The following is a 13,291-nucleotide window of genomic DNA, read 5'->3' as shown; positions in this document are numbered from 1 at the left end:
AAAACCTCCAAACTATCTACTTTTTGCAGAAGCTTTGGAGGTTTCTTTGTATACTTTATTCGAAAAGACGCTAGTAGTTATTCATTTTTATCTGCTACGAGTGAGGTGTCATTGTGTATTGCAATTTCAAAACCTTCTGGTCCAATAAATTGTTCTGAAGTTGCACTAGGTTTGTAAATATCTACATGTGATAGACCGAAACTTGTGTCGTTATCTTGACGCATCGTGTTAGATTGCCATACGTTTGCTGCAATATGGTGGTGGTATCGGTTAGTAGACATGAATAGCGCTTGTGGGTAATCAGAAATGTGCTCTAACCCTAATTGGTCAATATAATAACGACGCGCTTGTTCTAAGTCTGCGGTTTTTAAATGTAAATGTCCTATTTTGGCATCGCTAGGCATACCTTGCCAACCTGTTTCTGTACGTTGTGCAACAAGGTCATTAACGTCGACTTGCAGTGTATCCATTTTTACTTTATTACCGTTCCATGACCATTCATCTTTTGAGCGATCATCATAGATTTCAATTCCGTTGCCTTCAGGATCTGAGAGGTATAACGCTTCACTGACAAGGTGGTCACCTCCACCAACTTGTACGCCTAAACTTGATGCGTGATATAAAAAATTAGCTAAATCTACTCTAGATGGTAATAGTAGAGCGATATGGAATAGACCTGCTTCTTTCATAGAAGGGCGACGTCCATCAGTGATTTCGTGTAAAGTTAAAGTGTGACCATGGTTGCCTATATTAAATATAATGTCCTTTTGTGTTTCAGTATTGACGGTTAAGCCTAAAATTTGTTTATAAAATTTAATCATTGTTGATAGGTTTTCAACATTTAAAGTGATATTCGTTACTTGGATTGATGTATTATCGTGAAAAGTCATAATAAAGCTCCTTATCATTACTTGTATTTATTATTATTACAAGTTTGAGTTTAGAGTAACTTACTTTATAAGTCAACACAATTTGCTTGAATATACAAATAGAATTTCAAAATTATTTATTGTTTGAATATCAACATTCGGGTATATTAGGGTTAAATGAAGAAAGTTAACGGATAGGAGTTTTGAAAATGCCACATTATTATTTTAAAGAAAATTTTTTCAGTTCTTCCAAATCAGCAATTGATGTGTTTAATGATAAGGATGAAGCGGTATTTAAGTTACAGTTATTTTATACTTCATCAACACAAGAAGCTTTTGCAATGTTTGGCAATAGTAAACAAAACTTTGAGATTACAGATGGCAAAGATACGTATCGTATTCTTCAGGAAAAAACCATAAGTGGGGCATTTAAAACGCCATTTAAAACGGTATGGGAAGTAGAGAAAAACGACAATCCAATAGGTGTTTTTCGTTCGAAAATAGGGTTTAAACCCACATTACTTTTTGAAGGTAATAAAGGAGATACATTAAAATTTCAATCAGGACTTTTTTCTAGAAGCGTAAAAGTGACAGACGGACACAATGTATTAATGCAAACAAAGTCTGAACGCTTTAAATTAGCATCACGTCATGACGTATATATTGAAGATGAAACGTATCACCCGAGCAATGTTAATTATGTTATTTCAAGTGTTTTACGAATTTCAAGAACAACAACGGAAAAACTCAAACTAAAACTTATTATAATTATGCCGGCAGTGATCCTCATTGCTGGTATTTTTGTATCTTTCTCAGCAACTAATTATGTAAAAATATTCCTATATTTACATATGTTAACTTATGGTAAAATATGGAGACAATGTAATTAACGTGATTTTGGGGGTGAGGGTTTGAAAGTATTTTGGAAATTAGGATGGTTTTTTAAGCAACAAAAAATGAGCTATATTATTGGTTTGTTTACGTTGCTATTAATCGCATTAATTGAAATTGTACCACCTCAAATCATAGGTAAGACAATAGATCAAATGACGACAAATAAGTTAACACCCAAATTATTAACAATCTACCTCATTATCCTAACTATAGTAGCGATATTAACGTATGTTTTAAGATATGTATGGAGATTATCTATTTTTGGAACGAGCCAAAAGTTAGGGCAGACTTTGAGAACCTATTTATATGAAAAATATACGGCGATGAGTGCGATATTTTTCCAAAACAGACGTACAGGCGATTTAATGGCGCATGCAACTAACGATATTAGAGCAGTTCAAAATGCTGCAGGTGCGGGTATTCTAATGATTGCTGATTCGCTAATTAGTGGAGGTACCGTTGTAATTACTATGGCTACGACGGTAAGTTGGAAACTAACATTAATTGCGCTCATTCCCTTACCTTTTATGGTGTTATTAACAAGTTACTATGGGTCTCTTTTAAGCAAAGGGTTTAAAAAAGCACAAGCCGCATTTAGTAAATTGAATGATAAAACACAAGAAAGTGTTGCAGGTATTAAAGTGACTAAAACATTTGGTTATGAAACAAGTGACCAAGCAGATTTCAAAGCGCTCAGTGATGATGTCGTAGCGAAAAATTTGAAAGTATCGAAAATAGACGCCTTATTTGACCCTACGATAACATTGGTAATTGGTACGAGTTACTTTTTAGCAATTGCATTTGGTGCACAAATGGTATTTCAAAATGAGATTACGCTAGGACAACTTATCACTTTTACTACGTATTTAGGCATGCTTGTATGGCCATTATTAGCACTAGGTTTATTTTTTAATATTGTGCAGAGAGCCAAAGCTTCTTATGAGCGTATTGAGGAAATTGAAAACTTACCGAATGATATAGAGACTACTTATAAAATCGATGGTCCTCCAACAGGTGACATTATATTTAATATAGAACAATTTAATTTCCCGGGTAATGATGAACAAGGACTTTATGGAATTCATTTTTCAGTTAAGCAAGGATCGACACTCGGTATTGTAGGGCGTACAGGTTCTGGGAAAAGTGCATTAATACGTTTACTATTGAGAGAATTTGATACTAAAAGACCACAAGATATCACTTACGGTGGCTATCCAATTCGAGACTATAATGTGAAGCATTTAAGAGCTCAATTTGGCTACGTGCCACAAGAACACTTTTTATTTTCTACTACAATACGTAATAATATCGCATTTAGTAATGAGGAGATTGATGATGACAGTATTTATGAAGCGAGTCGCTTAAGTCTTATTCATGACGATATTATGGATTTTCCCAATAGTTATCATACTGTAGTTGGTGAACGAGGTGTTTCTTTATCTGGTGGTCAAAAGCAACGTGTGTCAATCGCACGAGCATTGTTAGTAGATCCAGAAGTTCTTATCTTGGATGATTCATTGTCAGCTGTGGATGCACAGACAGAAGAAGCTATTTTAGCTAATTTAGAAAGTGTTAGAAATGGTAAAACCAACATCATTACTGCACATCGCATGAGCGCTGTAAAACATGCTGACTTCATCATTGTATTGGATGAAGGGACAATCGTTGAAAGTGGTACACACACTTCGCTCATAGAGAAAAAAGGTTGGTATTATGAAACGTATCAAGCCCAAGCTTTACAAGATAAGTTATCACGTAACTTAGATGATCTTACGAAAGGGGGCGATGAAAATGACTGAACGTACTAACTTAACTGCCAAGGATCAAGGGAGTGCATTAATTCGGTTATTTAAATATACGCTACCCTATAAAGGTACAATCACGTTAGCCTTTATCATGCTGATCTTATCCACTGTGGCAAGTATGATGACGCCGTATATGGTCAAGATATTTATTGATGATTATTTAACGCCACGATATTTTCCAAAAGATATTATGATTTGGTTGATTGTAATATTTCTAGGCATACAAATCATAGGTGCTATCACGCTTTATTTTAGTCAGTATATGTTCCAATATTTAGCTTTTAAGGTAATTCAACAATTGCGTATTGACGCTTTTAATAAATTAGGGAAATTAGGAATGAAGTATTTCGATAAAGTACCTGGGGGCAGTATTGTATCAAGATTGACGAATGACACAGAAACAATCGTGGATATGATTATTGGTGTGTTTTCTACTTTTATCATGGCATTTTTTATGATGATTGCAAGCTATATTATGATGTTTATTTTAGACGTAAAATTAGCATTAATTGCACTTGTGTTTTTGCCTATTATTTTTCTAATATTAGCGACGTATAGAAAATATTCTGCCTTTCTTTTTACTAAAACGAGACAAAGATTATCTGATTTAAACTCTAAATTAGCAGAATCAATTGAAGGTATGAGAATTATTCAAGCGTTTAATCAAGAGCAACGATTAAATAAAGAGTTTAATAAGATTAATGACGAACATTATGATTATATGCTGAAGACAGTAAAGTTGGATAGTTTATTATTACGTCCTGCCATCAGTTCGATATCAGTTTTTGCAGTGGTCATGATTCTTGGTTATTTTGGTGTTATAAGTTTTACTACTGGTATCACGGCGGGTGTTGTATTTGCGTTTGTACAATATATGGAACGTTTCTTTGAACCTATTAATCAAGTGAGTCAGAATTTAAATATCTTACAACAAGCACTCGTATCAGCTAGCAGAGTATTTGCACTTATTGATGATGACACTTATGAACCACAACAGCATGAAATCAATACGCGCAAAATTGAAGAAGGAAAAATTGCATTTAAACATGTTAGTTTTAGTTATGATGGTGAAACAGATGTGCTGAAAGATATCACTTTTACTGCCAATCCAGGTGAAATGGTAGCTTTAGTTGGTCATACTGGCTCTGGAAAGAGTTCTATCATTAACCTGTTTATGCGTTTTTATGAATTTAACCGAGGTGACATAGAAGTGGATGGCAATTCACTTAAGACGATACCTAAATCGGAATTAAAAGAGAAGATAGGATTAGTCTTACAAGATGCATTTATATTTTACGGTACAATATCATCTAATATTAAGTTGTACCATCCTACAATGACATTTGAACAAGTGAAGGTCTGCAGCAGAATTTGTACATGCTAATCATTTTATTGAGAAATTGCCAGGGCAATATAATCATAAAGTGATAGAAAAAGGGAGTGCCTTTTCAAGTGGCGAAAGACAATTAATTGCCTTCGCGAGAACAATTGCTACGAATCCCAAAGTATTAATTTTAGACGAAGCAACTGCAAATATAGATTCAGAAACAGAAGAACAAATACAAAAATCATTAAATGAAATGCGAAAAGGTCGCACAACTTTAGCAATTGCACATAGATTATCTACAATACAAGATGCGGATCAAATTCTTGTATTAAACCGTGGGGAAATAGTAGAACGTGGTACCCATGATCAATTGATTGCACAACACGGTATATATCATAATATGTATTTATTACAAAATGGATAAGAAAGAGGCGGGCGTATGAAATCAAAATTTGATTTCATACATCCACCTCTACATGGCTGACTAGAACAAGGCATGCAAGAACTGAAACGTTTGCATAAGAACTTGAAACAAGTGTATTTAAATGTCAGCCGACTATTGTGAAATATCTAATTTAAACTTTTAATACTTAACCTACATAAACATCTTGATAATCTGAATTTTTTTCAATTACTGCTTCAGCAAATGGACAAGATGCAGTCACTTTTAAATTATTATCACGTGCATAATCTACAACTGCTTTAACTAATTTCGAACCAATGCCTTGTCCGCCAAATTCTTCTGGAACACCAGTGTGATCAATATCAATTTGATTATCACCTTGTTGTTTGAAAGTAATTTGTGCTTGTGGGTTATTTTCGTCATCACCAATGTAAAATTTATTGGTACCTTGTTTAATATCAGCCATTATTATCACTCCTATTATAAATGTATTACTTACTAAATATCACGTTTTGCCGAATGTTAAACAATTTACAGTATGAATTAACATAGAAGTGATAAAGTTGAGTATAGAAAATATAATGATTAAGCGAAAACCATTGAAAAATATGTAAAATAAGTTTATAGTTTTAACGGAACAATTTCGATTTGGAGGAGCGTTTTTTTGAAAAAAAGTATACTGTTGATACTGACATGTGTATGTGCTGTGTTACTCAGTGCGTGCGGAGATATTAATAAAGAAGAAAAAAAGACGTCAGTTCTAAAAATAAACTAAAAATATATACGACTGCATTTGCATTCAAAAGCTTTACCGAACAAATCGGTGGCAAATATGTGGAAGCAGAATCTATTTATCCACCGGGCGCTGATATGCACTCATTTGAGCCTACGCAAAAAGAGATGATTAATATTGCCAAAGGTGATTTGTTTGTTTATTCAAGTGAAGATATGGATCCAGTCGCAAAAACAATTACAAATTCTATCAATAATGATAATTTAAAATTGCCCTTAGCAAAAAATTTGAGTGAAAAAGATTTTAATGCTAATCATGAACACGAGGAAGCAGAGCATAGCCATGAACATGAAGGCCACGAACATGAAGAAATAGCACACGAACACGAAGGCCATGAACATTCAGACAAAGCAGATGAACACGAAGGCCATGACCATGGCAAAAATGATCCTCATGTGTGGCTTGATCCAGAGATGAACAAAATATTCGCAAAAGAAATCAGAGATGATTTAACGAAAAAAGATCCTAAACACCAAGATTATTATGACAAAAATTATCAAAAATTAGTTAAAGATATTGAAGCTATTGATGAGCAAATGAAAGCAATTACTAAAGATACGAAACGAGATAAAGTAGTTATTTCACATGATTCGATTGGTTATTTAGCTAACAGATATGGTTTTGAACAAGTGGGTGTCAGCGGTATGAATAATGAAGAACCAAGTCAAAGAGATTTGATGGATATTGTTAAAAACATTAAAGCTACAGGACAGCCCTACGTTTTATATGAACAAAATATTTCTTCTAAAGTAACAGATGTCATTCAGAAGGAATCTGATTCGACACCATTAGGTTTCCATAATATGGCGACCTTGTCTAAATCCGAAGCGGATAAAGACAACATTTCATACCAATCATTGATGAAAAAAAACATAAAATCATTGGATAAAGCTTTAAACGATTAAAAAGTCAAAGTCAAAAAGCCACGAAAGAATGGTGTTTTAGCGCATTTCTTCGTGGCTTTTTAATATTATTATTCAAGTCTATGACTGATGTGTTTAGTCATATCTTATATAAGATACAGTGGTATTATAATATTCATCAAGACCATGAATACCATCAGCGCCACCTAAACCAGATTCTCTCCAACCTGCATGGAAGCCATTCACGACTTCTTCAGCTTCACAGTTAGCATAAACTTCGCCAAATTTAAGACGTTCTGTAGCAGTCATTATTTCTTTTAAATCTTCAGAAAAGATAAATGACGATAACCCGGCATTAGTATCGTTTGCTTGTTCAATAGCGTCTTCAAATTCATTATATGTCACAATCGGTATGACAGGACCAAAAATTTCTTCTTTAAATGCACTATCTTGTGGATTAACTTTATCTAAAATAGTTGGTTCATAAAAATAGCCGGCGCCATCCACTTTATGTCCGCCTGTAATTAAGTCAGCACCATTTTTGATAGCATCTTGTACTTTGTCATCAATGCTATCAAGTTGTTGTTGATTAATAATAGCACCATAGTCCGTATCCTTATTGAATGGGTCGCCAACTTTAAGTTGTTCCATCTTAACTTTTAATTTATTGATAAATGTATCGTGAATTGCTTCGTGTACAAAAATACGTTCTGGACATGTACATACTTGACCAGCATTGTTTACTCTTGCAGTAACGATATAGTCAACAGCTTTATCTAAATTAGCGTTAGCAGTGACGAGTGCAGGGGCGTTACCACCAAGCTCTAAATTAACCTTTTTAACTGTACTAGCACTTTCAGCATAAACAGATTTACCCGCACGCATACTACCAGTAAGAGAGATTAATTGAATGTCAGGATGTTGTGCCAATTGAGTACCAACTGTTTCGCCTTTACCTGGTAGGATTTGTACAAGGCCAGCAGGTATTGTAGATTGGCGAATAAGTTCTGCAAGTTTAAGTGTAATTAAAGAAGTTGCTTCACTAGGTTTAATCACTACCGAACAGCCAGTAACGATAGCCGGTATGACTTTTCTCATTAATACCATAATTGGCGCGTTCCAAGGAACAATGCCAGCAGTAACACCAACGGGTTTTTTCGTAAGTAAAATAGTTTCGTTTTCACGACTGTTTTGTAAAACCTCACCTTTGTTACTCATACTTAAGCTAGTCATATAATCGATGAACTGAATCGCTTTATCAATTTCACCCTTAGCTGAAGCAAGTGTTTTACCTTGTTCTTTAACGTATAATTCTGCCAATGTATCTTTATTCTGTTCCAATAATGGAATTAATAATTTTACATGATCAGCACGCGTAGGTTCAGGTACTTTTTCCCATTCTAACTGAGCGTGTTTTGATTTTTCTACTGCATCATTAACTTCTGATTCTGTTGCGAATGAAATTGTATCTATTACTTCTTCCGTAGCAGGGTTAATTACGTCTGCTGTGTCAGTTGATTTACTTTCGATAAATTCATTATTGATAAATACTTTGTTCAATTATGACACCTCCATCTAGTTCCTTCTACCACTGAAGTGGTTTTTAAAAACGAAAATGAGAGAAATAATATTATTTTGTATAATAATTAATGAGATATTTTAATTTACTTTTGAAGTGAAAATAAGTAATGAAAATGACTTTTAGTCTTAAATAAGAGCATAAAATAGATGTTTTATTTATTTTGGTATATTTTTTATACTTATCTGTTGACTATGTTATTGAGAGGTGTTATATTTATCTCGAATTCGAAACAAATTGAAAGTTGGTGACGTAATGAACCGTACAAAAGAATCATTAAATGCATTCATTGGATTAAACCGAACGGTAGACTTTTTGGAACAAATTGTAAGGACAGACGTTCAACGTTATGGCTTAAATCTTACAGAATTTGAAGTAATGGAATTATTGTATAACAAAGGTGATCAACCGATACAGCGTATTGGACAGAGAGTATTAATTGCTAGCAGTAGTATCACATATGTTGTAGATAAATTAGAAGAAAAAGGTTTTGTAATCAGAATACGTAATGAACAAGATAAACGTGTTACCAATGCTTCGCTTACCGATCAAGGACATGCATTGATGGATGATATATTTCCAGAACATGCGGCAACGTTAACATCAACATTCTCGGTACTTACCGATGAAGAAATGACCACATTAAAACAAGCTTTGAAAAAAATAAGTGCTCAATCCACGTAGTGTAGTAGCACTTTTAAAATTTAGTAAAAATTACTTCGAAATCGAGATAAATTATAAAAAATAAGGAGTTTTATTATGACAAACAATCAATTATTAGGTATCCACCATGTAACTGCGATCACTGACGATGCAGAAAGAAACTATAAATTTTTCACAGAAGTATTAGGTATGAGACTTGTTAAAAAAACAGTAAACCAAGATGACATATATACGTATCACACATTTTTTGCAGATGATGTCGGTTCACCAGGAACAGATATGACATTTTTCGATTTTCCTAACGTGCCAAAAGGGACTGGTGGAACAAATTCAATTTCACGTTCATCATTTAGAGTTCCAAATGATGCAGACACTTGAATATTATGAACAACGTTTTAATGACTTTGAAATAAAACATGATGGCATACAAACGTTATTTGGCACAAAAGTTTTACCATTTGAAGAAGTGGATGGTCAAAGATACCAACTTGTATCAGATGAGCATAATACAGGTGTTGCACCGGGTACACCATGGAAAAATGGACCTGTACCAACAGATAAAGCTATTTATGGATTGGGACCAATCGAAATTACAGTTAGCTATTTTGAAGATTTCATCAAAATATTAGAACAAGTCTTTGGCATGAAAGTGAAACATGAAGAAGATAATGTTGCTTTATTAGAAGTCGGTGAAGGTGGCAATGGCGGTCAAGTAATTTTAAGAAAAGATGCTGAAGGACCAAGCATCGCGTCAAGGATATGGTGAAGTACATCATGTGTCATTCAGATTAAAAGATCATGAAGCAATTGAGCAATGGATGGAAAAATATAAAGAAATGGGCATAGGTAATTCTGGCTTAGTGGATAGATTTTATTTTGAAGCTTTATATGCACGTATCGGTCATATATTAATTGAAGTATCTACAGATGGCCCAGGTTTTATGGGTGACGAACCGTATGAAACACTTGGAGAAAGTCTAGCACTGCCACCATTTTTAGAAGAGCAACGTGAATATATTGAATCAGAAGTCAAACCATTTAACACAAAACGTTAAAGCACTCGCATTAAAAAAGTGTAAAGGTAAATAATTAGGGGGGAACAATTATGGAAGCAATTCAACACATTCATCATATTTCAGCAATTGTAGGTAATCCAGAAGAAAATATTCAATTTTATAGAGATATATTAAATTTGAAATTAATTAAAAAGACAGTGAATTTCGATGATCCGTCTACGTATCATTTATATTTCTCGAATGGTAACGTCGATAATGGAACGATATTAACGTTTTTCAATTGGCCAAATGCACATAAAGGTCGTATTGGTGCAGGGCAAGTTGAAAGAATTGCGTTTAGAATTCCAAAAGATGCTATTGCGGCTTGGGAACAACATTTACAAGAAAATGATATAAAGGTAGAAAGAACACAGTTATTTGATAAAGAAACGCTAGAGTTTGATGATATACATGGTTTGCCATTGGCACTTGTTGAAGGCGAAACAAATACAGGTAATGACAAAGATATTATTGGTTTTCATGGTGTGACGCTGTTGTCTATGGATCCAACAGCGACTGCCCGTACTTTAACAACTGATATGGGGTTGTCTCAAGTAAGTGAAAATGATGATTATCTCCATATTGAAACAGCTGGAGATTGGCAACATCATGTGATGGTTAAGAAAGTCGCACCGAAAGAAAATGTACGTTGGGGTGTTAGCGTTGTACATCACATTGCTTGGTCTGTACCTACAGATAAAGACCATCGTGGTCGGCAAGTAAAAATGACAGGAAAAGGTTATCACGTAACAGATGTTAAAGACCGCAATTATTTTAATGCAGTTTACATGAAAGAACATGGTGGTATCATTTTTGAATTTGCGACAGAGGGTCCAGGATTTACTGTTGATGAACAATTTGAGGAACTTGGTACACATTTGATGTTACCACCTCAGTTTGAAGATAAAAGAGAAGAACTTTTACGCCATTTACCACCAATTAGAATATAGTGGTTTATTATAATAGTGATTTTACACATTAGCGAGGTTGAATGAATATAATACAACAATAAAAGGAGCTGTCGATATATGGAACACATTTTTAAAGAAGGCGAAGCAAACGCACCTACATTTATTTTATTACATGGTACAGGTGGGGATGAAAAAGACTTGTTACCATTAGGTGAAGTATTGAATTCTAAATATAATGTATTAAGTGTTAGGGGAGAAGTTTCTGAAAATGGTATGAACCGTTACTTCAAACGTCTAGGAGAAGGAAAATACGATATCGAAGATTTAGAATATAGAACAGAGCGCTTAATTACATTTTTAAAAGAAGCGGCTGATAAATATAACTTTGATTTAGCTCAAGCCATACCAGTAGGTTTTTCAAATGGCTCAAATATAGCGATTAGCATGATGTTACATGATAATATTACATTTAAAAAAGCATTGTTATATGCACCACTTTATCCTGTAGATTTAGTGAACAATAAAGATTTAAGTGGTGTAGATGTATTACTCTCTATGGGAGAAAATGATCCAATCGTTCCTGTAGAAGCTAGTAAGAATGTAATTGATATTTTTGAAAGCCGTGGAGCAAATGTAACGCAAGTTTGGGTGAACAGTCACGAATTGACTCAAGCAGGTATTCAAGCGGGCCAAACAGTATTAAATCAATAATTTAGCAAGAATTAGAAGGCATAAACTTCATGTGTGTAAAATAGCGCATGCAGTTTATGTCTTTTTTTATTTAGAGGTAATAATAACTAGATTTAAAATACATAAAAAAGAAGAGTCTAAGACAAAATATATGTCTCAGACTCGATTATTACCTAGTCAGCTGTCTTGGACTGGTTTCATACGATGAAATCTTGCTAGGAAAAATAGATTCCTATCCCACTCTCCAAAGTGGTGGAAATATTCGATTTTGACTATATCTTATAAAAGTGATTTTCTTTCGGAATATAGATGATCAAATATGTGTTATTCGGGTTTGTTTTTAAGTATCCCTTTAATAAATATCGGAATTAATAGAATGAAACCGAAAATACCCATAATAGGGAATACTTTGCCTATCAATTCGATAAAACCAATAAAAGTTGTAGCAAAAGTAATGATTGCCATTACGATAATTAAAATGTAATACGATTTACTATAAGGTTCAGTAAAGCGTGAGGCAAATGCATACATTAAACCTACAACTGTGTTATAAATAACCAAAATCATAACGATAGCCATAAATACACCAATAAAAGGAGAAATATTATTTGCTAGTAATAATGATGGGAGTGCAACGCCTGTAATTTGAGCAAACTCTGTAACCATTCCAAGATTGAGCATTAGCAATAAGAAGGTGATGATAATACCACCAAAAATACCACCCCAAATAGTGGATTTCTCAAATTTTAAACGTCCGCCCATTACTGAAAGAAAGCTAAAAGCAGCGAGCAATTTGTAAACTACCATAATTGATTGCGTCGAACCACCACCAGTTGTCTGTACGGCCTTCACTGTTTGCATAGTTGTCAGCAGCCTCAAAATTAAATTGGCCAGTTGAAAAATAATATATTGCAATAATTGTTACTATTAAGACTAAGAATGGGGTAACCATACCTAATACAGTAATTAAGCGATCAAATTTTAAAAATAGTGTTAATAAAATAACTAAGATTAATAAAAATGAACTAAGACCATAGGGAATATCAAAACTTTCATTAATTGTAGATACGCCACCTGCAGTCATAATCATTGCTAATGCAAATAAAAATAATGTTAATATGATATCAAATATCGTAGCAATTGTACGAGGTAAGTAAAATTTAATCGGTTCTGTATGACTATGTGAACGCAGACGATAACCTGTGTTCAGCACAAAAACCCCGCCAACAGTAATAATCAAGCCAGTAATAAAAACACCATAAATACTAAAATTACCGTTACTTGTAAAAAATTGGAAAATTTCTTGCCCTGTAGCAAAGCCAAGCACCTACTACAACACCGACAAATGCAAAAGCAACAATAATAATTTCTTTTAATTTATTCATATTGTTTGGAATCCTTTCATGACAATTCATTATCCGAATTAAGTTATGTTATAT

The 13,291-nt window shown here is 33.7% G+C and carries 7 protein-coding genes and 5 pseudogenes; 8 read left to right on the top strand and 4 right to left on the bottom strand.

What is annotated here, in order from left to right:
• Nucleotides 1-77: 77 nt before the first annotated feature.
• Nucleotides 78-890, bottom strand: coding sequence for a VOC family protein (locus ABLV95_RS09970; RefSeq protein ID WP_427706386.1), 813 nt, complete (start codon nucleotides 888-890; stop codon nucleotides 78-80).
• A 188-nt stretch (nucleotides 891-1,078) separates the two neighbouring features.
• Between ABLV95_RS09970 and ABLV95_RS09965 the strand changes: the two are divergent.
• The 3 genes and pseudogenes from ABLV95_RS09965 (at nucleotide 1,079) to ABLV95_RS09955 (ending at nucleotide 5,319) form a co-directional block, all read left to right on the top strand.
• Nucleotides 1,079-1,625, top strand: a pseudogene (locus ABLV95_RS09965) (hypothetical protein).
• A 155-nt stretch (nucleotides 1,626-1,780) separates the two neighbouring features.
• Nucleotides 1,781-3,562 carry an ABC transporter ATP-binding protein gene (locus ABLV95_RS09960; protein WP_427706388.1) on the top strand — a complete coding sequence of 594 codons (1,782 nt, stop codon included), beginning with the start codon at nucleotides 1,781-1,783 and terminating at the stop codon, nucleotides 3,560-3,562.
• Nucleotides 3,555-5,319, top strand: a pseudogene (locus ABLV95_RS09955) (ABC transporter ATP-binding protein). Before ABLV95_RS09960 ends, ABLV95_RS09955 begins: the two are co-directional and overlap by 8 nt.
• Before the next feature lie 166 nt (nucleotides 5,320-5,485).
• Here ABLV95_RS09955 and ABLV95_RS09950 read toward each other — a convergent pair.
• Entirely contained in the window at nucleotides 5,486-5,764 is a 279-nt protein-coding gene (locus ABLV95_RS09950; protein ID WP_069817142.1) for a GNAT family N-acetyltransferase, read from the bottom strand.
• 198 nt (nucleotides 5,765-5,962) lie between these two features.
• On the opposite strand from ABLV95_RS09950, the pseudogene ABLV95_RS09945 reads away from it, so the two are divergent.
• Nucleotides 5,963-6,996 (top strand): annotated as a pseudogene (locus tag ABLV95_RS09945) (metal ABC transporter solute-binding protein, Zn/Mn family).
• A 93-nt stretch (nucleotides 6,997-7,089) separates the two neighbouring features.
• On the opposite strand, the gene aldA reads toward ABLV95_RS09945, so the two are convergent.
• Nucleotides 7,090-8,514 carry an aldehyde dehydrogenase gene (gene aldA / locus ABLV95_RS09940; protein WP_069817137.1) on the bottom strand — a complete coding sequence of 475 codons (1,425 nt, stop codon included), beginning with the start codon at nucleotides 8,512-8,514 and terminating at the stop codon, nucleotides 7,090-7,092.
• A 274-nt stretch (nucleotides 8,515-8,788) separates the two neighbouring features.
• Here aldA and ABLV95_RS09935 point away from each other — a divergent pair, with 274 nt between their 5' ends.
• The 4 genes and pseudogenes from ABLV95_RS09935 (at nucleotide 8,789) to mhqD (ending at nucleotide 11,873) form a co-directional block, all read left to right on the top strand.
• The gene (locus ABLV95_RS09935) at nucleotides 8,789-9,217 is read left to right on the top strand and encodes a MarR family winged helix-turn-helix transcriptional regulator (protein WP_069817135.1); all 429 of its coding nucleotides are present in this window, start codon (nucleotides 8,789-8,791) and stop codon (nucleotides 9,215-9,217) included.
• 75 nt (nucleotides 9,218-9,292) lie between these two features.
• Nucleotides 9,293-10,251: pseudogene (gene mhqE, locus ABLV95_RS09930) on the top strand (ring-cleaving dioxygenase MhqE).
• Between the two features lie 50 nt (nucleotides 10,252-10,301).
• Nucleotides 10,302-11,201 carry a VOC family protein gene (locus tag ABLV95_RS09925; RefSeq protein WP_460875502.1) on the top strand — a complete coding sequence of 300 codons (900 nt, stop codon included), beginning with the start codon at nucleotides 10,302-10,304 and terminating at the stop codon, nucleotides 11,199-11,201.
• A gap of 78 nt (nucleotides 11,202-11,279) precedes the next feature.
• Nucleotides 11,280-11,873 (top strand): methylhydroquinone degradation carboxylesterase MhqD, encoded by a 594-nt coding sequence (gene mhqD / locus ABLV95_RS09920; RefSeq protein ID WP_427706395.1) that lies wholly within the window; start codon nucleotides 11,280-11,282, stop codon nucleotides 11,871-11,873.
• Between the two features lie 303 nt (nucleotides 11,874-12,176).
• On the opposite strand, the pseudogene ABLV95_RS09915 reads toward mhqD, so the two are convergent.
• Nucleotides 12,177-13,237 (bottom strand): annotated as a pseudogene (locus ABLV95_RS09915) (hypothetical protein).
• Between the last annotated feature and the right edge of the window lie 54 nt (nucleotides 13,238-13,291).

Source organism: Staphylococcus sp. Mo2-1 (assembly GCF_046721385.1).
Classification (GTDB): Bacteria; Bacillota; Bacilli; order Staphylococcales; family Staphylococcaceae; genus Staphylococcus; species Staphylococcus equorum_A.
This window is presented reverse-complemented; position numbering and strand designations above follow the sequence as displayed.

What these genes read in the sequence shown, in the direction of transcription:
- ABLV95_RS09970 (WP_427706386.1), bottom strand. Translation starts at nt 890, where the DNA reads ATGACTTTTCACGATAATACATCAATCCAAGTAACGAATATCACTTTA.
- ABLV95_RS09950 (WP_069817142.1), bottom strand. Translation starts at nt 5,764, where the DNA reads ATGGCTGATATTAAACAAGGTACCAATAAATTTTACATTGGTGATGAC.
- ABLV95_RS09935 (WP_069817135.1), top strand. Translation starts at nt 8,789, where the DNA reads ATGAACCGTACAAAAGAATCATTAAATGCATTCATTGGATTAAACCGA.
- ABLV95_RS09925 (WP_460875502.1), top strand. Translation starts at nt 10,302, where the DNA reads ATGGAAGCAATTCAACACATTCATCATATTTCAGCAATTGTAGGTAAT.
- mhqD (WP_427706395.1), top strand. Translation starts at nt 11,280, where the DNA reads ATGGAACACATTTTTAAAGAAGGCGAAGCAAACGCACCTACATTTATT.